Origin of the sequence: Neorhizobium descurainiae (genome assembly GCF_051400715.1) — a bacterium.
In the GTDB taxonomy this organism is placed as follows: Bacteria; Pseudomonadota; Alphaproteobacteria; order Rhizobiales; family Rhizobiaceae; genus Neorhizobium.
The window spans coordinates 116,207-140,123 of the sequence record NZ_JBLFFK010000001.1 but is presented as its reverse complement, the minus strand read 5'-3'; the positions used below and the strand labels follow the sequence as shown (position 1 = coordinate 140,123).

21 protein-coding genes are annotated in these 23,917 nt (G+C 62.2%); 5 read left to right on the top strand and 16 right to left on the bottom strand.

Going from position 1 to position 23,917, the window contains the following annotated elements:
* Positions 1 to 7: 7 nt before the first annotated feature.
* Together kduI and ACMGE0_RS00655 are read left to right on the top strand one after the other, a co-directional pair.
* Positions 8 to 856 carry a 5-dehydro-4-deoxy-D-glucuronate isomerase gene (gene kduI, locus ACMGE0_RS00660; RefSeq protein WP_436813933.1) on the top strand — a complete coding sequence of 283 codons (849 nt, stop codon included), beginning with the start codon at positions 8 to 10 and terminating at the stop codon, positions 854 to 856.
* 150 nt (positions 857 to 1,006) lie between these two features.
* Positions 1,007 to 1,909, top strand: a complete 903-nt coding sequence (locus ACMGE0_RS00655) for a MurR/RpiR family transcriptional regulator (RefSeq protein WP_436813932.1) — start codon at positions 1,007 to 1,009, stop codon at positions 1,907 to 1,909.
* Between the two features lie 14 nt (positions 1,910 to 1,923).
* Here the strand turns inward: ACMGE0_RS00655 and ACMGE0_RS00650 are convergent, their stop codons facing one another.
* Genes ACMGE0_RS00650 through ACMGE0_RS00620 form a run of 7 tightly spaced genes read right to left on the bottom strand, consistent with a single transcriptional unit; the run spans position 1,924 to position 9,243 of the window.
* Positions 1,924 to 2,640, bottom strand: coding sequence for an aspartate/glutamate racemase family protein (locus tag ACMGE0_RS00650; protein WP_436813931.1), 717 nt, complete (start codon positions 2,638 to 2,640; stop codon positions 1,924 to 1,926).
* Positions 2,641 to 2,665: 25 nt separating this feature from the next.
* A complete protein-coding gene (locus ACMGE0_RS00645) occupies positions 2,666 to 3,571 on the bottom strand; it encodes an ABC transporter substrate-binding protein (RefSeq protein WP_436813930.1) in 906 nt (301 codons plus the stop codon).
* A gap of 17 nt (positions 3,572 to 3,588) precedes the next feature.
* The gene (locus ACMGE0_RS00640) at positions 3,589 to 4,737 is read right to left on the bottom strand and encodes an ABC transporter ATP-binding protein (protein WP_436813929.1); all 1,149 of its coding nucleotides are present in this window, start codon (positions 4,735 to 4,737) and stop codon (positions 3,589 to 3,591) included.
* Between the two features lie 3 nt (positions 4,738 to 4,740).
* Complete coding sequence (locus ACMGE0_RS00635) at positions 4,741 to 5,574, bottom strand: carbohydrate ABC transporter permease (protein ID WP_436813928.1); 834 nt, start codon at positions 5,572 to 5,574, stop codon at positions 4,741 to 4,743.
* Positions 5,574 to 6,479 (bottom strand): carbohydrate ABC transporter permease, encoded by a 906-nt coding sequence (locus ACMGE0_RS00630; RefSeq protein ID WP_436813927.1) that lies wholly within the window; start codon positions 6,477 to 6,479, stop codon positions 5,574 to 5,576. The genes ACMGE0_RS00635 and ACMGE0_RS00630 overlap by 1 nt, the downstream gene beginning before the upstream one ends.
* A 30-nt stretch (positions 6,480 to 6,509) precedes the next feature.
* Positions 6,510 to 7,766 carry an ABC transporter substrate-binding protein gene (locus tag ACMGE0_RS00625; RefSeq protein WP_436813926.1) on the bottom strand — a complete coding sequence of 419 codons (1,257 nt, stop codon included), beginning with the start codon at positions 7,764 to 7,766 and terminating at the stop codon, positions 6,510 to 6,512.
* 43 nt (positions 7,767 to 7,809) lie between these two features.
* Positions 7,810 to 9,243 (bottom strand): M24 family metallopeptidase, encoded by a 1,434-nt coding sequence (locus ACMGE0_RS00620; RefSeq protein WP_436813925.1) that lies wholly within the window; start codon positions 9,241 to 9,243, stop codon positions 7,810 to 7,812.
* A 20-nt stretch (positions 9,244 to 9,263) separates the two neighbouring features.
* Here ACMGE0_RS00620 and ACMGE0_RS00615 point away from each other — a divergent pair, with 20 nt between their 5' ends.
* Positions 9,264 to 9,443, top strand: a complete 180-nt coding sequence (locus ACMGE0_RS00615) for a hypothetical protein (protein ID WP_436813924.1) — start codon at positions 9,264 to 9,266, stop codon at positions 9,441 to 9,443.
* Positions 9,444 to 9,689: 246 nt separating this feature from the next.
* On the opposite strand, the gene ACMGE0_RS00610 is transcribed toward ACMGE0_RS00615, so the two are convergent.
* The 3 genes from ACMGE0_RS00610 to ACMGE0_RS00600 all read right to left on the bottom strand — a co-directional run bounded on the left by ACMGE0_RS00610 (position 9,690) and on the right by ACMGE0_RS00600 (position 15,181).
* Positions 9,690 to 10,880, bottom strand: coding sequence for an OpgC family protein (locus ACMGE0_RS00610; RefSeq protein ID WP_436813923.1), 1,191 nt, complete (start codon positions 10,878 to 10,880; stop codon positions 9,690 to 9,692).
* Positions 10,881 to 11,033: 153 nt separating this feature from the next.
* A complete protein-coding gene (gene flgK, locus ACMGE0_RS00605; protein ID WP_436813922.1) occupies positions 11,034 to 12,503 on the bottom strand; it encodes a flagellar hook-associated protein FlgK in 1,470 nt (489 codons plus the stop codon).
* 107 nt (positions 12,504 to 12,610) lie between these two features.
* Complete coding sequence (locus tag ACMGE0_RS00600) at positions 12,611 to 15,181, bottom strand: DUF1217 domain-containing protein (protein WP_436813921.1); 2,571 nt, start codon at positions 15,179 to 15,181, stop codon at positions 12,611 to 12,613.
* A gap of 264 nt (positions 15,182 to 15,445) precedes the next feature.
* On the opposite strand from ACMGE0_RS00600, the gene ACMGE0_RS00595 reads away from it, so the two are divergent.
* Positions 15,446 to 16,162: a response regulator gene (locus tag ACMGE0_RS00595; RefSeq protein ID WP_436813920.1), complete on the top strand. Its 717-nt coding sequence runs from the start codon at positions 15,446 to 15,448 to the stop codon at positions 16,160 to 16,162.
* Here ACMGE0_RS00595 and ACMGE0_RS00590 read toward each other — a convergent pair.
* On the bottom strand, positions 16,159 to 16,542 hold the full coding sequence (locus tag ACMGE0_RS00590; protein ID WP_436813919.1) for a hypothetical protein: 384 nt from the start codon (positions 16,540 to 16,542) through the stop codon (positions 16,159 to 16,161). The genes ACMGE0_RS00595 and ACMGE0_RS00590 overlap by 4 nt on opposite strands.
* A gap of 181 nt (positions 16,543 to 16,723) precedes the next feature.
* Here ACMGE0_RS00590 and ACMGE0_RS00585 point away from each other — a divergent pair, with 181 nt between their 5' ends.
* Complete coding sequence (locus ACMGE0_RS00585; RefSeq protein ID WP_436813918.1) at positions 16,724 to 18,160, top strand: ATP-binding protein; 1,437 nt, start codon at positions 16,724 to 16,726, stop codon at positions 18,158 to 18,160.
* 39 nt (positions 18,161 to 18,199) lie between these two features.
* Here ACMGE0_RS00585 and ACMGE0_RS00580 read toward each other — a convergent pair whose 3' ends face one another.
* The 5 genes from ACMGE0_RS00580 to ACMGE0_RS00560 form a co-directional block, all read right to left on the bottom strand.
* Positions 18,200 to 19,582, bottom strand: coding sequence for an aspartate aminotransferase family protein (locus tag ACMGE0_RS00580; protein ID WP_436813917.1), 1,383 nt, complete (start codon positions 19,580 to 19,582; stop codon positions 18,200 to 18,202).
* Positions 19,583 to 19,753: 171 nt separating this feature from the next.
* Positions 19,754 to 20,674: a siderophore-interacting protein gene (locus ACMGE0_RS00575; RefSeq protein WP_436813916.1), complete on the bottom strand. Its 921-nt coding sequence runs from the start codon at positions 20,672 to 20,674 to the stop codon at positions 19,754 to 19,756.
* Positions 20,671 to 21,477: a beta-keto acid cleavage family enzyme gene (locus ACMGE0_RS00570; protein ID WP_436813915.1), complete on the bottom strand. Its 807-nt coding sequence runs from the start codon at positions 21,475 to 21,477 to the stop codon at positions 20,671 to 20,673. Before ACMGE0_RS00570 ends, ACMGE0_RS00575 begins: the two co-directional genes overlap by 4 nt.
* Positions 21,474 to 22,457, bottom strand: a complete 984-nt coding sequence (locus ACMGE0_RS00565) for a 3-hydroxyacyl-CoA dehydrogenase NAD-binding domain-containing protein (protein WP_436813914.1) — start codon at positions 22,455 to 22,457, stop codon at positions 21,474 to 21,476. The genes ACMGE0_RS00570 and ACMGE0_RS00565 overlap by 4 nt, the downstream gene beginning before the upstream one ends.
* Positions 22,454 to 23,875, bottom strand: coding sequence for an aminotransferase family protein (locus ACMGE0_RS00560; RefSeq protein WP_436813913.1), 1,422 nt, complete (start codon positions 23,873 to 23,875; stop codon positions 22,454 to 22,456). The genes ACMGE0_RS00565 and ACMGE0_RS00560 overlap by 4 nt, the downstream gene beginning before the upstream one ends.
* Between the last annotated feature and the right edge of the window lie 42 nt (positions 23,876 to 23,917).

The window sequence follows — 23,917 nt, the reverse complement described above, 5'->3', positions numbered from 1 at the left end:
GATACCCATGAGCACCAATGTCCGGACTCACCATGCGATCCACTATTCCCAGTCCGAGCGCATGACCGGCACGGAGCTGCGCGAGCATTTCCTGATCGAGAACCTTTTCGCGGAAGGCACTCTGCAGGCCGTTTACACGCACTACGACCGGATGCTGGTGGCCGGAGCGATGCCGACCACGGGTACCATCGGCGTCGGCGGCGAGCTGGCGAAGCTGGTCGGCACGGATTACCTGCTGGAGCGCCGCGAGCTCGGCCTGATCAATATCGGTGGCGCCGGGCGCGTCATCGCCGACGGCAAGGCCTATGAACTGCGGCCGATGGACGGGCTCTATCTCGGCCAGGGCACCAGGGAAGTTTCCTTCGAAAGCCTCGATGCCTCGACGCCGGCGAAATTCTACATCAACAGCGCGCCGGCCCATACGAGCCTCCCCTCGCGGATCGTCAGCAGGACGGACGCGATCGAGAACGATCTCGGCGACGGCGCCACCTCCAACAAGCGCAAGCTCTACCAGTACCTGCATCCCAAGGTCCTGCCGACCTGCCAGTTGCTGATGGGCCTGACGCGGCTCGAAACCGGCAGCGTCTGGAACACCATGCCGGCCCATCTCCACGACCGGCGCATGGAAGCCTATCTCTATTTCGAAGTGCCGGAAAACGCCTTCGTCGTGCATCTGATGGGCCGGCCGCAGGCCACGAACCACCTCATCGTCCGCAACGAACAGGCCGTGCTCTCGCCGCCCTGGTCGATCCATTGCGGCGCCGGCACCGGGGCCTATGCCTTCATCTGGAGCATGGCCGGCGACAACCAGTCCTTCACGGATATGGATATGGTTGACATGAAGAGCCTGAATTGAGGCTGCCGGGCTCACGGGAAGCTCCTCGGGAAAGATGAGAACCTTGGTGTCTAAGCGGGGCAGGCCGGGTGCCGGTCGCGGATGCTTGCCTTGCCGGACGGCCTTGGCTTAGGTTCGACCGGAAACGTTCAGGCAGGCAAAGGAAATCCTGTGAAGTCTCCCGGCAGATCGACCGCCCAAAAGCGGCCGCGTTCGCTCGAAGCGCGCATCTATGCCATCTATTCGACCCTTTCCCCGGCGGAAAAACGGCTGGCGGACGTGCTGCTGCAATACCAGATGGATCTGCCGAGCTATACGGCGGGCGAGCTTGCCGAGAAGGCGCAGGTCTCGAAGGCCACGGCCGCAAGGCTGATCCGCTCGCTCGGCTACGCGACCTATCCGGATGCGAAGCGGCAGATCCGGACGGATCAGCATTGGGGTTCACCCCGCGCCGGGTTGGTCGATCCGGACCAGGCGCCGTCAGGAAAGGTCTCCCTGAGCAGCACGGTGCAGATGGACCTCGACAATATCCGCACCACGGCCGAGAGCCTGTCGGAAAAGACGCTTCAGGAGGCCAGCGACGCGATCGTGGCGGCGCGGCGCGTCTGGATCATGGGATTGCGCAGCGGATACGGCCTTGCCCATCAGGCCGCCCACTACCTCACGCTGATGAAGAACGACGTGCAGGTCCTCCCCGCGGGCGGGGCGAGCTATTCGCACGAGATCGCCTCCATCGCGAAAGGCGACGTGCTGCTCGTCATCGCCTTTCGCCGGCGGCCGCGCCTCTTGCCGACCATCATCAAGGAAGCGCGTGCCGCGGGCGCCGTCACGGTGCTGATCACCGATCTCAGCGCCGCGGCAAGCGCGAAGGCATCCGACCATGTCCTCAGATGCCGTTGCCAGTCGCCCTCTCCCTTCAATTCCTTCGTCGCTGCGCTCACCATCATCAACTATCTCGCCTGGAGCGTGGCCACGGCCATGGGGGAGGAAAGCCTGGCCCGCTTCCGGAAGATCGACAGGCTGGTGAAGCTGCTCGACGACGTCTCGACACCGCAGACGAATATCGGCCGCTGAGCCGCAGCCTTCGTTCACCGGAAATCTTCAAGAACGTGCAGCCGGGTCGGTGGCGCCCATATGCCGGCCTTGGACGTATTCAGCCGACACTTGACGAGTGTTTCGGCAAGGCCGACGGCCGCCGTTACGCCGTCGACGACCGGAATGCCGTGTGCCTTCTGCAGGTCGAGTGCGAAGTCGGCCATCCCGGCGCAGCCGAGCGCCACGCCTTCCGCCCCCATGGCGATGCCTTGCCGAATGAAGGCAGATATGCGCTCGAACGCCCCGCTTGCGGGGCTTTCCAGTTCAAGGACAGGAATGTCGGTTGCGAAGACACGCCGGCAGCGATGGCCGAAACCGTAGCGATGAATATTGTCCTCGATGACCGGCGCCGAGCGCGACAGCGTTGTCACGACGCAGAAACTGTGGGCGACGAGGCTTGCCGCGTGGAACGAGGCCTCCCCGATGCCGATGACGGGCTTCGATGCCACGGCCCGGGCTGCATCGAGCCCGGTGTCGTCGAAACAGGCGATGACATGCGCGTCGGCGCCCTCCTTCTCGGCAGCGACGATTTCCCTGAGGAGCCCGGGGACGGAAAGGGCTCCATCGAACGGTCCCTCGATCGCTTCCGGTCCGACCACCGGCTGACGCCCGATGATCTCGGTGGCATCGCCGGCAACGGAACGCGCGGCCGCGGCGATGCGCGCCGTCATCGACGCGGTTGTGTTCGGATTAATGACGGCGATACGCATCGTTTTCTCCCCGGGGTTCTGATCGTCACTCGCCTGCGAATGCCGCGGTGGGACGTGCGTCGATGAGGTCGTCATAGGCGATCGGCGCCTTTGTCAGGTGGCCGTCCGCGATGCCCTGTTGCCAGCGCGCATAAGCGTCCGGGTCGATCCGCGGCGTCGTCCACATGCCGTTGGCCCGGTAGACATTCGTGAGCTGGACCAAGAGGTCGGGTGCGAATTTCGGAAAGGTTTTCGCCAGGAAATCGCGGTATTCCCCGGCCTCTCGCGCGAGAATCCAATCCATGCCGCGCCCGAGCGCCCGCGCGAAGCGGGTCTGCGCCTCCAGCCGCGCCTCGTCGCTTTCGCCCTCGGCATAGTAGACGCTCCAGGGAACATTGCCGCCGGTGACCGGCAGCGGCGCGACAACGTGGCCGCCCCCCGCCGCAGCGAGCGTCATCGCTGAAGGATAGTCGATCACCAGATAATCGGCCATGCCGCCCACGAAGAGATCGGACAGCATCTTTCCGTCGAGGTCCTGGACGAAGCCCACCGCCAGCGGGTCGATGCCGTGTTCCCGCATGAGAAGCTTGGTGAAGAGGCCGACGCTCGCACCATTGCTGCCCTTCATCGCGACGACCTTGCCCGGCATGGCCTGCCAGTCGAAATCCTCCGGCTTCTCGCGGCCGACGATCGCCAGCGGCGCGCGGGCTGCTACCTGCGCAAAGGGCGTATAACGCTTGCCGCGTCCGAAGAACATGGACGGTACCCATATGCCGCCGAGCGCGGCCGCCGCGCTGCCGGAGCCGATGTCGCTCAGGACGAGATCCCAGGGCGAGGGAACGCTGGCGGTGACCGCCAGCCCCTCCTCCGCGAAAAATCCCTGCCGGACGGCGATATATTCGGGGAGATAGTTGAGGCTGTGCCCCGTGGCGGAAACGTGGAAGGTCTGCATGGTGCTCACTCTGCCTGTCAGGAAATGCGCTGGCCTGTCGCCTTGTCGAACCACAGGACGTCGTCTGCGCGGTAATCGAGCGAGCAGCGGTCATCGACCCGCAGCCGCGGATTGCCGGATACGCGCACGAATACGAGGTCGTGCTCCAGGAGCCGGGTGTCGCCCCCGCTGTTTTCGGTAAGCAACCGGCAACCGATAACGGTCTCGGCGCCGAGGCGTTCGACCACGGCGACCTGCGCCGGCAGACGCCCCTCGCCCTCTGCCTTGAGGACGAGCTTCTCCGGCCTGATGCCGAAAACGATCTCGCCCGTGCGCGGCACCGGTCCGTGATGTTCGACCGCAAGCTTTCCGGAGAAGAGAAGCGACCCCGCCTTTGCTTCCGTGGGGATGAGGTTCATCGGCGGCGAGCCGACAAACCGCGCCACGAAGGTATTCGCAGGCCGGTCGTAGATCTCGTCGGGCGTATCCACCTGCTGCACCACGCCCTTGTTCATGACGATGATGCGGGTCGCCATGGTCATGGCCTCGACCTGGTCGTGCGTCACGTAGACGAAGGTCTTGCCGACCTTGTGATGCAGCGCCGATATCTCGGAGCGCATCTGCGTGCGCAGCTTGGCGTCGAGGTTCGAAAGCGGTTCGTCGAGCAGGTAGAGGGAAGGATTGCGGACAAGGGCGCGCGCAAGCGCGACACGCTGCCGCTGCCCGCCGGAAAGACTGGACGGGCGCCTGTCGAGCAGGGCTTCGAGCTCGAGCTGGCGGGCGATCCGCAGCGTCCGTTCCGCGATGTCTGGACGTTTCATCAGGCGGTGGCGGGCGATGACGTTGACGACCGGGAGGTGATACCACTTGCGGAACGCGTCCATGACGAGGGGAAAGGCGATGTTCTCGCGGACCGTCATGTGCGGATAGAGCGCATAGGTCTGGAACACGAAGGCGACGCCGCGCTGCTTCGGCTCCCAGTCGTTGGCAACGGTCCTGTCGAACAGAAGTTCGCCCGAGGTGATGTCGCTCAGCCCCGCGATCATGCGCAGCAGCGTCGATTTCCCGCAGCCCGACGGGCCGAGAAGAACCAGGAACTCGCCGTCATGGATATCCGCGCTGAAGGCATCGATGACGGTATTGTCGCCAAACTTCTTGGAAACGTTGTTGAAGGTCAGAGCCGGCATGAATTATCCCTTTACGGCACCGGCGGTGAGACCGGCGACGATCTTGCGCTGGATGAGGAGGAAGAAGACGATGGCCGGCAGGCTGAAGACCAGCGCCGCACCCATGACCGCCGACATCGGCGTCTCGTATTGGCCGATGAAGGAGGCAAGCCCCACGCTCGCCGGCCAGCGGGAACCATCCATCAGGAAGGTGGAGGCGAACAGGAACTCGTTCCAGCCCGCGAAAAAGGCGACGACCGCCGCCGCCGCGATGCTCGGCATGATCAGCGGCAGGATGATCATCGTCAGCACGCCAAAGCGCGGGCAGTTGTCGATGATGGCGGATTCCTCGATCTCGTAAGGCACCGCGTCCATGGCGCCCTTGAGGATGAAGCAGGCGACGGGCAGCGAGAAGCCGACATTGGCGAGGATCAGCCCGGTCAGGCTGTTGAGCAGGCCGAAGGTGATGAACATCGCATAGAGAGGCACGAGGATCAGCGCTTCCGGAACCACCTGGGTCATGAACAGCAGGAAGCCGACGAGGCCCCGTCCGTGGAAACGGAAACGGCTCAGCGCATACCCTGCCAGCGAGCCGAGCGTCAGGCTCAGCACCGTGCCGCCGGCGGCGATCAGCAGCGTATTGAACAGCCAGCGGCCGATCGGTACCTCGCCGAGTTCTTCGATCAGGCCCGGGAAGTTCTGGGGCTGCGGCCAGACGACCTGACCGGTGCCGTAGAGTTCGGAATTGACCGACAGCGCCGTGACCGCCATCCAGTAGACGGGAAAGCCGGCAAGAACGACCAGGACACCGATCAGCAGGTATCGCAATGCCTTGAGAATGAGCTTCCTGGGCGTCATCAGCGGGCCATCCACTTCATGCGGCGTTGTTCGACGGTGTAATGGATCGCGGCGATCGCGAGCGCGAGGACGAGGCCTACGGCGCCGTAGGCGCTGGCGAGCCCGAGCTCGTGCCCTTCGAAGGCCGTCTGCCGGATCTTGACGACGAGCGTGCTCGTCGTTCCGAGCGGCCCGCCGCCGGTGAGCAGGTAGATGATGTCGAAGCGGCGGATCGACCAGACGGCCACCAAAAGCGCGGCAAGCTGAACGGCCGGGCGGATATGCGGCAGTGTGACGGCCCGGAAGATGCTGAGGCCGTCCGCACCATCGATGCGGGCGGCCTCCCGAACCTCCTGGGGCACGGACTGGAGTGCGGCGAGAACCACAAGCATGACGAAGGGCGCCACCTGCCACACCGTGACCGCCAGGATCGAGCCGAGGGCGAGATCGATGCTGGTGAGCCAGGAGAAGCGGCCGAGGCCGAGCAATTCCGTGATCCGGTTGAAGACGCCGGAGCGCTCGTTGTACATCCACAGCCAGATCAGGGAGGCGGCAACGTTCGGCACGGCCCAGCCGAACAGAAGGATAGCGCGCACGACCGCCCTTCCCCGGAAGGGGCGATCTATGGCGAGTGCCGAGACGACCCCGAGCGCGACACCGAGAATGACCGCCAGCAACGCATAGATGAGCGTCGCCTTGAGCGAGACGTAGAACGCCGGATCCTCGAAGAGCCGTTCGTAATTGCCGAGGCCGATGAACCGGCCCCGGTTGGGATTGATGATCCGCGTGTTGGTCAGGCTCATATACATCTGCCGGGCGAGCGGCCAGAACATGAAGACCACCAGATAGATCATGGGCGGCAGAATGAAGGCATAGGGCAAGAGCCGGGCCATGCCGTTCCTTTTTGCCAAGCCGCTCGTGCTCACGTCATTCTCCCTCGCTGCTGGACGCCCGTCTCAGAACTGCTTCTCGACGGCAGCCTGAGCTTCCGCGAGAGCCGCCTTCGGATCGGCATTCGAGAGGATCACCTTCTCGACCGCCTGCATGACGAAACGCATAATTTGTGCCGTTTCGACTTCATGGCCCGGTATGAGCGTGCTGCGGGACGTTTCCGCCAGCTTGACGAATGCCGGAGCCCAGGGATTGGCCGCCGCATAGGCATCGCTGACCGGCACATCCGTCGCCAGGGCATCCGGCCCGGAGGCATCGCGAAGAGCCTGCTGACCCGGCGGGCTGACGAGCCAGGCGAGAAACCTGACGGCCTCTTCCTGATGCTCGCTGTGGGTGCTCACTCCGAGGAATATCTGCTGGTGGGCGCCGGGATTCTTGAAAGGCATTGCCGCGGCGCCGATGTCGGCGCTCGCCAGCGCACCGCCGGAAGCGATGTTGAGCGTTCCGCCGGAATTGTCGATCGAAAAGGCAACATGCTTCTCCTTGAAGCGCGTGCGCTGCGTCGGCATGCTGTCGCCGACCGGGATTATGCCGGAATCGTAGGTCTGTTTGAAGGCGGCAACGGCTTCCACGGCTTCCGGCGTATCGATCGTCAGCTTGCCGCTGGAATCCACCCAGTTGACGCCGTAGCCGTAAGCCCAGTTCTGAAAGTCCATGAACCAGCCGCTGAAATCGGCGATCTGGTGACGTGCCGTGAAGCCGATGACGCCGGGTGTTGCCACGGAAGCCGCCTTCGCGGAGGCGATCAATTCCTCCACCGTTGCCGGAACCTTGGCATTGGCCGCGTCGAGCACGGGTTTGTTGTAGATCAGCGCATAAACCGCACGCTGCCAGGCAATGCCGTAGCGCGTTCCGTCTATGATGCCGTTGTCGTTGGTCTTGTTGAGCTTGACGCCCTCCGTCGCCTTGGCGACATCGACCAGAAAGCCCGCGTCCGCCATCGCGTAGAACAAGCCTTCCTGCATGATGGCGATATCCGGCCCCTGGCCGGCGCCCATTTCCGTCGTCAGCTTGTCGGCGAACTCCGCCGACGGAATGGCTTCCTGCTCCAGCGTGACGTTGGGAGCGACCTCCTGGTACTTGAGGATGGCATTCCAGAGGTTCTTGCCCCGGAGCGCGTCGAGCCATTGGGAATTGGCGATCTTCAGCGTGACCTTCTCGCCGGATTGGGCATGGCCGGCACCCGCTGCACCCATCGTAAACGCGAAGCTCACCACGGCGGCAGTGGCCAGAAGTTTGCGGCGACGAATCTTCTCAAACATGTTCAGTTCTCCTTCTGGGGTTGCTTTTTTTATTTTTCAAAGATCAGGCGCCGGCTTTCACCCGATGCGGCGCAAGCGGCGTATGGCAGCTGAGATTTTCAGCCCCCGTTGCGGTGACCAGATAGCAGTCGCCGACATTGCAGCCGGCCACTTCCGGTTCGAGCCATTGCGAATGAAGGACGAAGGTCATGCCCTCCTCCAGCTTGTCGTGATTGTTCGACTGGATGTTGTAGTTGGCGAATTTCGGCATGGACACCGAGTGACCGACATTCGGATTATGCGGGCCGAAGGTCGCCGGATAGACGTGCATCAGCTTGCGGCCCTGCCGTTCCCAGTCCTCGTCGACCACATGCTTGCGCGGAATGAGCCGCGGCGCGCCGTCGTCGGCCGATGCCCAGTTGTAGGGCATGGTCCGGCTGTCGGCGGACGATAGGTAGCCGCGGGCGATGTAAGGCTCGAACGACGCATTGGCGACGTCGGAGATCAACGTGCCCGGCTTGACGAGCGCCGCCGCCTTTTCGACGCCCTCGACGCACATCTGCAGCACCTCTTCCTGCTTGTCGGTGATATCGCCGACGGCGATCATGCGGGCGATCTGGGCCGTGTAGCCCTGGTAGATCACGGCGGAAATATAGAGGTTGATGAGATCGCCGTTGCGAACCACGTGGCCGTAGGGCTTGCCGCAATGGGTGCCGTAACGATTGATGCCGATCTGGTAGCCGTCGCCGCTTTCGCCGCCGCGCGACATCTGGGCATAGGTGAAGGCGGCGTAGATCTCATGATCGGTCACGCCCGGCCGGATGACGTGATAGGCCGCCTGGATGCCGATATCGGCAAGCTGTGCCGCAGCCCGGACGATCGCCTGTTCCCGCGGCGAGCGGATCTTCTGCATGCGGTCGACGATCGCTTCGGAATGGACGAAGGAACTCCTGGGGAGCCGTGCCTTCAAGCCGTTCCAGTAGCCGGCGGAGGTCGCGTCGCCGATCAATCCGACCTGCGCCACGGAAAAGCCCTCGCGCTCCAGGAAGGAGGCGACGGCTTCGACAACCTTGTCGACCGTCTTTCCCGGCCGGTTATAGGTCTCCCGGCCCCAGGTGCCGACCTGCCAGATGTCTTCGACCAGGACCGGCTCGCCAGCCGGCGGAAGCAGGACGGAGCTGCTGAAGAAGGAGAACATGGTGAGCGGCTTGTCGTCGTCCGTCGGAACCACGAGAACGCCCTCGCGCGCCCAGTCGCAGATATAGCGGAGATAGGAATTGGAGACCTTGTAGGAACCGATGGAATCCGCGTGAACGAGGACGACATCGTGGCCGGCGACGACGGCCTCCCGCCGGATACGCCGCAGACGGTCGGCGAATTCGCTCTCCGGCAAGGGCCCGACCGGCTCGAACTCGAAATTCGGGGTAAAGCCGTCGAGGAGGCGCTCGAACCGCATATCGGGTAGGGCAGCAAGGTTCGAACGGTTCAAGGCACTCATGGGACTTCTCATCGGTAAATATGGATGACGATAGCTTACCGATGAAAATTATTTTGCAAAGACCCGCGACTGACCGTTTGCTGACCGTTTTGCCGAAGCTTGAGGCAAATGACGAAAAATTGGGAGAAAAGTTGAAAAAAGTCAGCAACAGGTTTTCGGAATGGAACGGTAAATCATTGAATGATATTCATAATCTTTGACGCCGAAATCCCTGAGCTACATAAAAAACGCAATTTACATGAAAATACTGCCGCACAACGCGGCGGACACTGCCTAGCGCATCGTCAAAAATCCGCGGAAAGGCGAGCAAATGCCAACATCCCGACAATAAGAAAAAAAAGTTTCACATTTCGGCTCCCGGCGAACTCCCCGAACTTGGCGCCGCCTGAGCCGGTCGCCGGGATGGCCGGCGAGAGGACCCCAAAGCGCTTCAGGGCATGGCAACGCTAGCCATTGGCAAGTTTTGCGGGCGGTCCGCCGATGAAGCGGTCCCGCTCGCGCCAGAGCGCCGGCAGCGAGAGCAGCATGATCGAGATCAAGGCGATCAGCGTCTTGGTGAACTGAGAGAATTCCGGGGTCTGCTGGTCGACATAGAAGACCATGTAGACGATCGCCACATGCCAGACATAGACATGCAGCGAATGCCGGCCGAGAAGGCGCAGAAAGCCGGCCGAAAACAGCCAGGTCAGCCCGGCCGCCAATCGGCGCACGTGGATGTTTTCGTGGCGCGGGCCCGCCATCAGGAGCCAGACGAGCCCCACGGCGACAGCCAGGAAGTTCGCGATGTAAACCGGCCCGAAATCGGCGCGGATTTCCATCGTCGTGAACTTCGCAAGCACGAATTGCGGCAGCAGGTCATGAGCGGAGGCGATCCGCAGCGGCAGGAAAAAAAGGCAGACCGCCAGACATAGTTTCGGAACGAGCGTAGCTTCCGGCCGGAAGACCTTTGACCAGTCGATCTTCCGGTTCGCCGTCAGAACGCCGATGACGAGGCCGGAGAAGAAGACGATCTGCCAGCCGAACAGGTTGAAGCTCGCGCGCACGCCTTGCTGGTCGCTGCCGACGATCCAGCCGTTGACGCTCTCCGTGGCCAGCCGCTGCAGGCCGAGCTGTCCCGCCATCCACAGGATGAGGGAGCCGACCACGACATGGGCCCATTTGCCGTTGAGGCAGAACCAGATGATCGGCGGCGCGAAGATCATGTAGACGACGTATTGGGGAAGGATGTCCATGAAGGTCGGCTGGAACAGCAGCGCGGCGATGGCCGCGAGGCGAAGCGGCTCGCCGAAGGTCGTATATCCCAGCCAGGCATGCCAGATCCGGTGGGCGTCCGGCAGCGCCATCTGCGCCACAAGGACGGCCATGACGATAAGCATCGCATAGCGATAGATCTCGAAGGCGCGCGCCCAGAGCTGCTGGCGCGCCTGCCTGTAGCCGTTCTTGGCCATCTTGCGGCTGTAGACCATGCCGACGAGCAGGCCGGACAGGAAGACGAAACCCTGCGCATCCTCCACGAAGGCGAGCTGGTTGTGATTGACGAGCAGCATCCAATAGCCGCCGACGAAGACAAGATGATTGATCAGCATGAAGACGAGGAAATAACCGCGCAAACCGTCGATGATTTCATGTCGCTTCATGTTCTGGCCTTGGGCAATGTCTTCCGTGGTCACGCCCTTTGTGGGGTGACGAAATCGCGGATCGATGTCAAATGAAAGAAGGCTGATATGCAGTGAGTTTTCGCTCTCGCAATCGTGAGAGCCCGCCGCCGGCGGCCCGCTCGCGTCGTCGGATCAGCGCCCCATCTTCAGAAGCGCCTCCATCATCTCGTCGGCCATTCGCAGCAGCTTGGCGGCGGCCTTGTAGGCCTGTTCGATGTCGAGAAGCAGCGACAGTTCCTCATCGATGCTGACCCCCGTCGCGCTCGAATAGGCATTCAGCGAACGGGTGAGCATCGCGTATTTGGCTTCGTCCGAGTGAGTGGCGGAGCTGCGCAGCTGCTCCAGCCATCCGATCGACATGGTCGCGAAGGAAAGGAGGTTCTTGGAATCGCCGATCGTCGTTGCCGGATCGAAGGTCATCGGCGCCTCCAGGTTCCGGTTGTAGCGATCGATCAGGCCGGCATAGCTGCTCCCGCCGGTGTTCACGACATACGCGGCGCCGTTCATGCCGCCGTCCCGCAGCGCGTCCATGCTGCCTGCCGGCGGTACGACGGCCGGATTGACGACCAATCTGGAAGCGAGACCGGGAAGGATCGTGCCGGCCGCAGGCACGGCCGTCTGCAGGGCGCCCGTCCCGTCCTTGTAGGTGAACAGCCCGGTCATGGGGGCGAGCGTGCCGTCCGGCCCGGTTTCCGCGAACGCCGTGACGAGCCCCCGTGCGATCTCGTCGAGCTGGCTCTGGAAGACGGGGGCTATCTGGTCGCGCAGTTGAAGGAGGGCCTGCAGCGAACCTTTCGCGGTCGTATCTCCGCCCTGCCCTGGCTTCAGCGGGACGCCGTCGATGGCAATGCCGTTGCCGAGCGTAGACGCGTCGAAGCTGGCCGTCGGCTGAAAGGTCACCTTGCGCGGCACGGTCTCGAACAGCGTGGTGCCGTCCGACGTGTAGAGGACCATATCATTGCCGTCGCGGAGCGACGCGGAGACGCCGACGATTTCCGTTATCTTCTTGAGCAGGCCATCGCGGGTGTCGAGCGCGTCGTTGGGATCGGCGCCGGTCGCTGTCAGGTTCTTGACCCGGTTGTTCGCCTCCTGGAATTGCGAAAGCAAGGCGTTGAGCTCTCGGACCTGGCTCCCGATCTCTTCGTCGGCCTGCTTGCGCAGATCCTGAAGCTTGTCGGAAGCGGTCTTGAGGCCCGCCGCTACATCCTGGGCGCTTGCAAGCACGGCGATACCGAGCCCGATGTCGTTGGCCTTGGCGGCAAAGGCGTCGAGATTGGTCTGGAGGGCGGCTATGAGCTTTGCGGGGGAGAATTCGTTGTCGTTTCCTCCCATCAGGTTCTTGATCGCGTTCAGGCCGTCGAGAAGCGTCCGCTGGCCGCTCGCGGCGGAAGAGCTCTCGATCGTCTGCCGCAGCAGCGCCGGATTGCTCGCCCTGACCATATCGCCCACAACCGCACCGTTGCCGCCGGCGACAATCGGGGCAGACCGGCGGACATAATCCGGGTTCTGGGCGTTCGCGAGGTTCTTTGCGACCACCGCGGCCTGCGTCCCCGTGTTGCCGAGGATTGCCTGCGCCGTGGAAAGCGTCGATGACAACGACATCTGGACTCCTGAATTGGTTGCGGGATCTCCGTGCCCGTGAAATCCCTGCTATCGGGGAGGTATCGCTTGGCCGGCCAGAGCGGTTGCCGGTTTCCTTCCAAGAGGCCCTACCCGCGCCTGATCTGGGAAAGTGCCCACAGCGTATCGGCGCTGATCCCGCCTCCCCCGCCGAGGAGCAGCGCCGGTAGCGGCTGAGAAAAGCCGTATTCGAGGTCGTACATGATGGTGAACCGGTGCACGAGCTTCGCGAGCTTGTCCGGATCCTTGAGGTCCTTCAGGTTGAGGTGCTTTTCGACGATCTTCGCCTGCTTGTCGACATTTATGGCGCTGAACTCGCTCGGCAGGCTGAAGGTCACGCGGAAGAACTCGAGAAGCGCGTCGTCGCCGAGGATGCCATAGGCGTCCGTGATCGTCGGAGCGACACGCTGGAAATAAAGCGCCAGGCGGACGCCCGGATTGTCTTCGCCCTGCCGGGTCTCCAGCACCTGGTTGAGATAGGCCTGCTCGGTTACCATGACGCTTCCCAGGTTTTGTGCGCCCGTGGCTTTCTCACGCGAGATGTTGCCCTGCCTGTCGAAATTGAAAGAACCGAGGATTTGCGCAAACCGCTTGTCGGTTTGCCGGTTGGCGAAACTCTTCGGATCGTTGAGATCGGACGCAAAGATCTTCCTGAGGAAGTCGTCGTTTACCGCCCTTGGGTCGATGCCATGCGCCGTGAGCACGATATCGACCAGTTTCCTGTCGGCGAGGAATTGCGAGAGCGTCTCCACCCTCGAGATGTGATCCGTGTAATATTTCGATTCCTCTTCGGCCTGCTTGCGCGCCTCCTCCTTTTCCCTTTTGCTCAGAAAACGCGTTTTTTCAACGATGTAGTCGCGCGCCGTCTGGGTGATGGTGGTGGAGGACTGCGCAAGGACCGGCGTCGTGAACGCCCCCTTCGGGGTGAAGTTGAAGGCCTTGGCCAGCACGACGAAACGCTCGTCCTTGAGCTGGTTGACATAGCTCTTCGGGTCCGAAAGGTCGCTCGTCAGAACCTTCTTGATGGTGAATTTCGACACTTGGGAGGGATCGATCCCCACCGCGCGAAGCGCCAGCGCATAAACGTTGCCGGTTTTTAGAAAATCGTCGAGCGACGTGACGCTTGAAAGGGCGGTCTTGTAGAGCCTGATCGCCTTCTGGTCCGCCTCTTCCTGTTTGTCGTCGTACCTGCTCATGTAGAAGCTGGCGGTCCGGTCGGACTGTTGCTTCGTCTGCGCCTGTCCGTTCACGCTCCCGTCGGCATCGAAATTGAACGCCTCGTAGAGCGCCTTGTATTGCGGACGAGTGTCGAGGTTTTTCCCGACGATGTCGCCGGAGTTGACGAGGATCTGCTCGATCGTTGCGGGGACGATGTAGGATTCGTTGAGATCGAAGGCGGAGCGAATATAGTCGAACAGCCGCTTGTCCTGCGACAGGTTGAGGTCGGCGATGCTCGTTGCGGTGGCAAGCCTCTGGATCGCGTAATCCCGGATCATCTCGGCCTGTGTCTGAGTGAGGCGCGGCTGCTTCATCAGGTAGGCTGAAACCGTCTTGTCCAGCTTTTCGGCAGTCTGGATACCCCCCGGCGGCGCCGAGCCATCGGCGTTGAACTGGAAATCCTCGACAAGGGCAAGGAACCTCTCGTTCGATGTTATGTCGGCCGTAAGGCGCGTCTGCAGCGTCTTAAGCTCGGCCCTGCGCTGATCCGTCCTGTCCAGCGGCACGAGCCGCGCGTTCAGGTCGTCCAGGCGAGATCGGGAGCTTTCGAGGTTCCTCCGATCGGTTTCGAGATTTTCCTGCAGGGCGTCCATTTCCTCCTGTTTCGCATCGATGAGCGCCTGAAGCTCGGCTTCATCCCCTCCGTCCTCCAATTGCGCCCTGAGATCGGCAATTTCGGTCTCCAGAGCACCGATCCTCGTTTCCTTGGAGACTATGGTCGCCTGCAGATTTGTAACGGAGCCATTCAGGTTCCGCCGTTCGATGAGATCGGCGTCTTCGCTCCTGGCGGCTGCGAGCCTGGCCTTGGCCTCTGCGGCGGCATTGCCCCAGGTCAGATTATAGTAACTGCTCGGGTCGCCGAGGTCGCTTGTGAGGGCGCCGCGGAGATCCTTGTAGATGAAGTATCGGCCGTCGATGCCGTAGGACTCGAACATGTAGGTCCGCAGACGCTCGTTCTGAAGAAATTGGTCGACATTCTTCACCTGAGAGACCATCGCCTTATAGTAGCGCGTCTCCTCCTTCGTATGTTCCGCAAAAGCCGAGATGCTCTGGTCGTAAAGCCCCAAGAGCCTGTCCCGCTGCGCTTCCGATTGGGCGACGCCTTGCGCGGAAGCCGTCCTGCCGAAATTGAAGGCGGCCGCGAAGTTCTTGTACCTGTCATCGGTCAGGCGGTTGGCATAGCTGTTCGCGTCGTTGAGATCGCTCTCCAGAACCTTCTTGATGAAGGCCTTCGCGTAGATCATCTCCTCAAGGCCGTAGGCGGTCATCGCATAGGAATAGAGACGATAGTCCGCGATGAACTCGTCGATCGTCTTCACCTTTCCGATATTCTGACGGTAGTATTCCGCGTCCCTCGCAACGGTCGACTGTGCCGCAACGCGACTGAGGCTCTTTGCGATATCGCGGTTCACCAGATCGAAAGTCAGATAGGTCGATACCATCGCGGCGATCTCCGGCGGAATATCCGTGTGTCAGCGACTTTCGCCGCCTGTCCAACCACAGTGACGCAAGACTTGCGGTCCGCCCTTGGCATCCCGATGAATCAGCCGACACGTTCTATTTCGCATGAACGGCCGCTTCGGTGTTTTTCGTGAAAGTTAAAAAAGTGTTTCCGAATTGTAACGACGGCAGATCGGCCGATACGAAGGAGTGGCGAGCGCTTAAGGGGTATTCTAATGACTCGCCAACCTAGTGGATTCGTGGCCTTGAGTTCTGTTCCCCATATCCTGATCGTGGACGACAATGCGGAAATACGGTCGCTGCTGAAGGACTTCCTTCAGCGCCGCGGAATGCGCGTGTCGCTGGCCAAGGACGGTAACGAGCTCGCTCTCGAACTGGAGCGGACGAAGCTCGACCTGATCGTTCTCGACATCATGCTGCCGGGAAGGACCGGGCTGGAGCTTTGCCAGGAAATCCGGCGGCGCTCGCGGATTCCGATCATCATGCTGACCGCCATGACGGATACGAGCGACCGGATCGTCGGGCTGGAGGTCGGCGCTGATGATTACATGTCCAAACCCTTTGACCCTCGCGAGCTTCTCGCGCGAATCCGCGCCGTGCTTCGTCGCCACGGCGGAGCCGTTCCTCCGGAGCCGTCCGCCGGCGCTATCGTTCGGTTCGCCGGATGGACCCTGGATTTCGGCCGCCGCCGGCTCACCGATGCCGCCGGCGTGCGGGTGGAGCTGACGCGCGCGGAATTCAACCTGCTCGAAGCCCTCGTGGAGGCTTCCGGGCGCGTCCTCAGCAGAGAGCAGCTGATCGAGCGATGCGGCGGAAACGCCAGCCAGAGCTTCGACCGCAGCATAGATATCCTGGTCAGCCGGCTGAGGCGCAAACTTGACGACAATCCCAAGGCACCTTCGATGATCGAGACGGTGCGTGGCGGCGGCTATCAATTCGTCGCGGACACGTTCCGCGACTAATCGGAACCTTCGGCCTGGAGGTCGAAGTTAGGTGCGAGTTCAATAAGCATCATCAGCACCAGCATTGAAATTCCCAGGGCGACCGATCCCGCGACCAGATATCTGCGCCGCCTTCGGGCGACCGCAATGGCCTCCTCGGCATCCGCTGCCGCGGCGATTTCGGAGATCAGCACCATCAGCTCGCTTTCTTCGTCGCCTGGAACGATGAACTCCGCGACTTTACCATCCGCCTCTACGCGCAGATGCCCACATGTGCCCGGGTCGTCCCTGGAGTTTCGCTTTCCCGGAGAAGTATTGTCATTATGTCCGTGCCATCGCGCCCCGTCGCGGAACTGGCCGGCCTTCATGTCCGAGGGTCTTTCAAACATGATGTTCTCCATTCGCTGCTGCCCCGTTTGGAAGACACGGTCGTTATTGCACGCAACAGTCCGCGGCATTTTTCGCCGCCGTGCAAATCGTGTTTCCGGATTGTAAAAACCGAGGGCACGGCCACTGACGAACCGCCGCGCGGATGGTATCGGCTAGCCTTTGCATGCAGTTGCTGGAGGTCACATCTCGACTATGCGCGATCTAGGATGGTCTACTGCACGGCGTCTCATTCCACGGACGCTTCCGGCCTGGGTGCTGATCGTCCTGATCGCAGTCCTGCTCGTCTCGCAAACCAGCCTTTTCGTCATCATGTCGCGTGACCGCGTGGCCTCGAACGAGGCCATCGACTTCTACCGGATCAACGAAAGGGCTTTCTGGCTTGCCAAACTCATGACGCCGCTTTCGCCCGAGGACCGCAAGCGCATCAGCGGCGAACTTACGGACTCTACGGTCGTCCTGACCCTTTCTTCGTCACCTGGTGTCGCTCCGATCGCGGCCTCCGGCGATCCCCTTGCCGAACTCGAGGATATTCTCTCCGCGCAGCTTTCGAGGTTTGGCATAGAGGATGTCCGGGTTCGTCTCGAAGAGCCGCAGTCGCCGGACGCTGCGGCAAGGAGAGAAGAAAATCCCGACCAGACCAGCGACGTGCAGGAAAACCTCTCGGAAATCGCCAGCGATTTTATGAAGAGCCCGCGTTACAGGGTTTCGCTGAGATTTCAGGACGGCGAATGGCTGAACATCGTGACCCCCGTGACGCCGACGGGGCCGCTTCTCTCTCCCGACAGCCTTCCAAGATACCTGGTCGTCAGCGCCTGCGTCGTGGTGATTGCATTCTGGGCGGTGTGGCGTATTGCAGCTCCATACCAGCTCCTTGAAGCAGCGGTCAGAAGACTTGGAGACGATCTCAACAGCCCGCCTCTGCCGGAGAAGGGCGGCCGGGACTTCCGGAGCGCCGCCCGCGCGCTGAACCAGACACAGGCGAGGCTCCAGGAGCACTTTGAAGAAAGAGAGCTGCTGGCAGCGGCGCTGGCGCATGACCTGCGGACGCCTCTGACACGGATGCGGCTGCGCCTCGCGCTGCTGCGGAGCTCCTCGCTGAAGAAGGCTCTGGCGGGAGATATCGCCGATATCGAGGAAACCGTCGAGTCCGTGATCGGGCTGGCGAAATTGGGCGCCAATACCGAGTCCGTGGAACTGATCGATCTCTGGAGCATGGCAGATGCGATCGCCGACGAATACGACGAGGCGACCATGGAGCCCCTGAAGGGCGAAACACCGCGCCTCATCTGCCTTGCGCCTCCGGTGGCATTGCGGCGATCGATCAGAAATGTCGTCGAGAATGCGATCAAATATGGTCACAGGGCCAGGCTCGCCCTCCGGCATGACGAACATCACGTCATCCTTTCGATCACCGACGAAGGCCCCGGGATCGGGGATACGGAAATCGATCGGGTATTCAAGCCGTTCATCCGGCTCGAGCAATCGCGGAACCGGGAAACCGGCGGCTCGGGGCTGGGTCTGACCATCGCGCGAAATCTCATCCGCAAGCTTGGAGGCGAGATTTCGCTCAGAAACAATCCCGGCGGCGGGCTCGAGGCGAGGCTCATCCTTCCGCGCTCCGCGACATGAAGCGAACCGGCCGAAGAACAGCGGCCGGTTCGCTTGTTTTCAGCGCCTGTGAGCCAGCGACGCTTCGGCCAGATCCAAGGCCAGCGAGAGCCGGTCGCAGGCAAGATCGATGGTTTCCCGCGTCCAGATGAGCGGCGGCGCCATGATGATCGTATCCTCCACCATGCGAACCATGAGGCCGTTGGCGATCGCATGGTCGCGCACGAGGGTTGCGGCCGAGCTCGCCGGCTTGAACCGTTCGCGTGTCGCTTTGTCCTTGACGATCTCGATGGCCGCCATAAGCCCGACCGAACGGGTCTCGCCGACCAATGGATGGCCGCCGAGGCGCTGAGCGAGTTGCTGGTTGAGATAGGGACCTGTCTCGCTGCGAACGCGATCGACAAGGCCTTCGCGTTCGATGATTTCCAGGTTCTTCAATGCCACCGCGCAGCATACCGGATGACCGGTATAGGTATAGCCGTGATAGAACTCGCCGCCCTTCTCCACCAGCGTTTCCGCAATCCGGTCGCCCACCAGGAGCGCCGAAAGCGGCTGATAGCCGGACGTGAGCGCCTTGGCGGTGGTGATCGTGTCGGCCTTGATCCCGAAGGTCGTGGCAGCGAACCATTCACCGGTCCGCCCGTAGCCGGTGATGACTTCGTCCAGCATGATCAGGACGTCGTATTTCTCGCAGATGCGCTGGATCTCCGGCCAATAGCTTGCCGGCGGTATCTTGACGCCGCCCGCACCCATGATCGGCTCCCCGATGAAGGCCGCGACATTCTCGGCGCCGGCAGCCAGGATCGCGTCTTCGACCGCCCGCGCCGCCCGCAGCCCGAAATCGTGATCGCTTTCCCCGGGCAGCGCCAGGTCGTAAGCGTAGGGCGCCATCACATGCACGATATGAGGTACGGCGCCGCCGAGCTGTTTGTGCATATCCGGCATGCCGCCCAACGAAGCGCCAGCGATCGTCGAGCCGTGATAGGCGTAATTGCGGGAGATCACGATGTTCTTCTGCGGCTTTCCTTCCAGCGCCCAGTAGTGCCGCACGAGGCGGAGCGCCGTGTCGTTGGCCTCCGAACCGGACGATCCATAGAAGACCTGGTTCATGTTCGGCGGCGCGAGTTCCGCGAGCTTGGCCGACAGTTGCACCGGCGCCGGGGTCGTGCATTTGAAGAAGGAATTGTAGAAGGGCAGCTCCCGCATCTGTGCGGCCGCGGCCTCGGCGAGCTCCTCTCGGCCATAGCCGACGTTCAGGCACCAGAGGCCGGCCATCCCGTCGAGGATTTCCGCGCCTTCGCTGTCGTAGATGAAAGGTCCTTCGCCGCGCACGATCATCCGCGCGCCGTTCGTGCGCAGCTCCTTGTGATCGGTGAAAGGATGAAGGAAATGGGTCGAGTCGATCCGCTGAAGATCGGCCAGCGAGTATTTCTGGGTGTTCATGTTGTCTTCCTTGTCCGAATTGAAGTTTTTTCAAGTGGATTCAGAAGAGCTGCGGCGGTGAATATCCGATGCGGGCACAAAGACGCAGCAGATCGGCATGAAGCGTTCGGGCCGACGGGGTCGAAATGAAAACATCCTCGAAAAAAGTATACAGGAACATGCCGGCTGCTCCTAGTCGCGGGTGCGGCCATGCCGCCAGTAGCCCATCAGGTTGAGCAATGTCCGGTCGACGCCCCGCTCCTTAATGAGCAGGTTGCGGATCACGCGGACGGCATCCGCCTCTCCGGCGATCCAGCCGTAGAAACTGTCCTTGCCGGCATCCGCCCTCTCCCAAAGAGAATCCCTGTCGACATCGATCTCGGCGAGTTCGCCCGATGCGCCGGCCGACAGCGCGGCCTCCGGCAATTCCGCCTTTCCCGCGGCTTCGACCATCAGCGTCCCGTAGGGAGCAGGCTCCTGCCCGGCTTCCGATTGGTTCATCCAGAAGATCGAAAGTCCGGGCCAGTCGGGAACGGATAGCCGGTCTCCGGCTTCCGGGATTTCGAAGAAGGCCTGCGTCCTGGGCGGATGCGAAAGCGCGGCCAGCTCCTCAAGGATGCCGACGGCCGCCGGCATGGCCGTAAGATCGGCGATCAGAAGAACGTTTCGAACACCTCTTGGCGGCTTCCATTCATAGCCCTGATTGCCGGCCGCATGATCCCGGTTCGGTGCCGACATCTGCACGGGATCTCCCGGATCGGCGCTTGCCGCCCAGCGAGAGGCCGGGCCTTCATCGCCATGCAGGACGAAATCGACATCGACCTCGCAATCATCGGTTCGAAGATGCCGGATGGTGTAGCTGCGCATCGGCACGCGATCCCGTGGCGGCAGGGACTTGTAAATTTCGTACCAATCCGGACGATGCGGGATCTCCGGCGGCCGTCCATCGACCGCGGGGAAGAAAATCTTGATGCGCTGGTCGGGCGCGAGCGTTGCCATGTGCTTGATCTGAGGACCGGCAAACGTCAGGCGCGCCATGTTCGGCGACAGCATTTGCCGCCGTGCGAGAACCACGTCGAAAATGCGATAAGGCGTGGTGATCTGCCGGGTCATGCCGCACCTTCCTGCAGCAGACGGCCGGCAAGCCCGCGGATGACCTCGACGCGCTCCGCATTGGAGGCCGCCAGGCGGCCATCCCGGTGCCAAAAACTGTTCTCGAAACCGACCCGCGCCTTTCCGCCCCCCGCAAGCGCGGCAGCGAGGCAATCGGTCTCGCCGCGACCGAAGGCGCAGACCATCCAGTCGGGCAATGCGACAAATGCCCGCGATGCTTCGAGAAAAGGTTTCAGATCGTCGGGATGGCTCTCCTGGCCGGGCGAATAGCGTCCCAGGACATAGATGACCGACAGGCGCGACTGCGAAATCAGGCCGCGCCGCTGCAGCCCTGCAAGATTGCCGACATCTGCCGCATCATACAGAATGTGCTGGACGGAAATTCCCTCGGCCTCACACCAACGATAGAAGGCTGCAGCCTTTTGCTCGTCCCCGTCATCTCCCAGGATTTCCCGCAGGGCGACGGAGACGAAATCCGGCTTCAACAGGCGGACGAGTTCCATCTGGTCATCCGGCCCGTAGAGGCCGACCGCCTCGGTCGATATTTGCACGATCATATCCGGAACATGCGTGCGCAAAAGCGCCATCAGATGCCGGTAGCGGTCGATGTCGAGGCTGTGCCCACCTTCGTCGTCGCGCACATGGGCATGAATTGCGCCAGCACCCGCAGCGTGACAGGCGATTGCGCAATCCAAGATCTCCCAGGGGCTGATCGGCAGCGCGGGGTGGTCCGCCTTGGTGCGGCGGGCGCCCGTCGGTGCCACCATGATGCGCGGCAATTCCCTGATGCCGGATCGGCTCATTCCGCGGCCTCTTTCTTTCGGGCGCCTCCATCGGCATCCAGTGTTTTCAGAAGCGAGATCAGCAGGCGATCGCGACGGGCGCCGAGCTCGCCGATGCTGCGGCCCGCAGCTTCCGCCATCACCCCTTCCACGAGCTGCCGCTGGACGTCGGCCGTCAGCGAAGGCGTTCCGAGCGAGCGCCAGCGTGCTTCCTGAGCCGGGCCGAGATGTTTGAGGTAATGGGCGATACCGCCCTCGCCTCCGCCGAGATGGTAGAGCATGTGCGGCCCGTCGACCGCCCAGCGAAGACCAGGGCCGAAACGGATCGCGCGGTCCACATCCTCGACGCTTGCAATGCCTTGCGCGACGATGTTCACGGCTTCCCGCCAAAGCGCGGCGGTCATGCGGTTCGCCACATGCCCGGCCGCCTCGCGCGTGATGCGGATCGGCGCCTTGCCGAGACGCTCGAAGAAGCGATAGGCCGCCTCCTGCGCCGCCGGATCGCTCGCAGGGCCGGCCACGATTTCCACCAGCGGCAGGAGATGCGGCGGATTGAACGGATGGGCGACCACGATCCGCCGCGCATCGGCGCCACCGTCCTGCAATTCGCTCGGTTGGAAGGACGAGGTGCTGGACCCGACGACCACATCGGCGGGCGTCAGATCGGTGACCTGTTTCAGAAGCGCTTGCTTGAGATCCAGCTTTTCCGGCGCATTTTCCTGCACATAGTCGCAGCCTTCGAGGACCGTTTGCAGGTCATGTGAGAAGAACAGGTTCTCCGTCTCGAACGAGGCGATCGGCGAGAGCTGTTCGAGATCGGCAAGAGCCGTTGCGACCACTTTCTGCAGCTTCGCCCCGCCATCCGGATCGACATCGTAGACGCGCACCTTCAAGCCGCGGCTCAGAAAGAAGGCCGCCCAGCCGCCCCCGATGAGACCGGCACCTATGATCGCGACCGTACCGATCGCCTCCGACCTGAAAACCGTTCCGGCTTCCGTCATGCCAGTCCTTCCGCCTTGAGCTCGTGCGTAATGTCAACGATAGCAGCGTGAGCGCGTTCGGCAATCGTCGACATCTCTTCAAGCGAGATAACGAACGGCGGCGACAGCGCCAGCACGTCGGAATTCGGCAGCGCGCGCAACAGCAGGCCATGGCGGCGCGCGGCGAGCGACACGCGCCCGGCGACCTTGGCGGATGCGGCGAAGGACCGTTTCTCCCGCTTGTCCGCGACGAGCTCGATCCCCATCATCAGGCCGGCACTTCGGATATCCCCAACGATGTCGAGACCGAGAAGCCTGTCGTCAAAGATCCTGCGGAAAGCAGCCGCAATCTCATCCACACGCTCCACGAGCCCCTCGCGCTCGATAATGTCGAGATTGGCCATCGCCGCCGCGGCGCAGGTCGGATGCCCCGAATAGGTGAAGCCATGAGCGAAGGCCCGCCCGTCATCGGCGGCTTCTTCGAACACACGCCAGATTTCCCCGCCGACGATGACGGCTGAAAGCGGCAGGTAGCCGCTGGTCAGGCCCTTGGCAACAAGGATCAGATCCGGCTTGATTCCATAGAGGTCGGAGGCGAACCACCGTCCGAGACGGCCGAATCCGGTGATCACCTCGTCGGCAATCATCCGGATATCGTATTTGTCGAGGACCTTCCGGATTTCCTGGAAATACCCCTTGGGCGGCGGCAGGACACCACCCGTTCCCATCACCGGTTCGGCGATGAAGCCGGCAACGGTCTCAGGCCCTTCCGCAATGACGATGTCCTCGATTTCCCTGGCGAGGTGGGCGGAATAGGCCTCCTCGGACGAAAAGCCGCGCGCCGGCGCGTCGCGATAGAGATCGGGGCGGGATACATGCTTGGCGAAATCGAGCGGCAGACCGAAATATTGATGCACCATGGGCACGCCCGTCAGGCTGCCGGCCGCGACCGACACGCCGTGATAGGCATAGGCGCGCGAGATGATTTTCCGCTTTTCCGGTTTGCCCCGGCAGATGTTGTAGGACCAGAGCATCTTCACCGCCGTGTCGTTCGCGTCGGAACCTGACGATCCGAAGAACACCCGCTTCATGTTCGGCGGCGCAAGCTCCAGAAGGCGCTCGGAAAGGCGAACGACCGGCGCGTTGGCGATCGTGTTGAACGTGTGAAAATACGGCAGGGATTGCGACTGCGCGTGGATCGCATCGGCGATCTCCTTGCGGCCGTAACCGACATTGACGCACCAGAGCCCCGCCGCGCCATCGAGATATTCCGTGCCGGCGACATCGCGAATGCGGCAACCTTCGGCCGAAGCCATCACGAGGGCACCATTGCTCTTCTGGTCCTTGATGGCCGTGAACGGGTGGAAGAAAGCTTCCCGATCCTTGTCGACGAGACTTCTGTTGCCGTCCATGACCGGATCGATGCTCAAGCCATCCATGGATCTTCCCTCGCATTTGAATTCGGTCCGCACTGCGGCCCA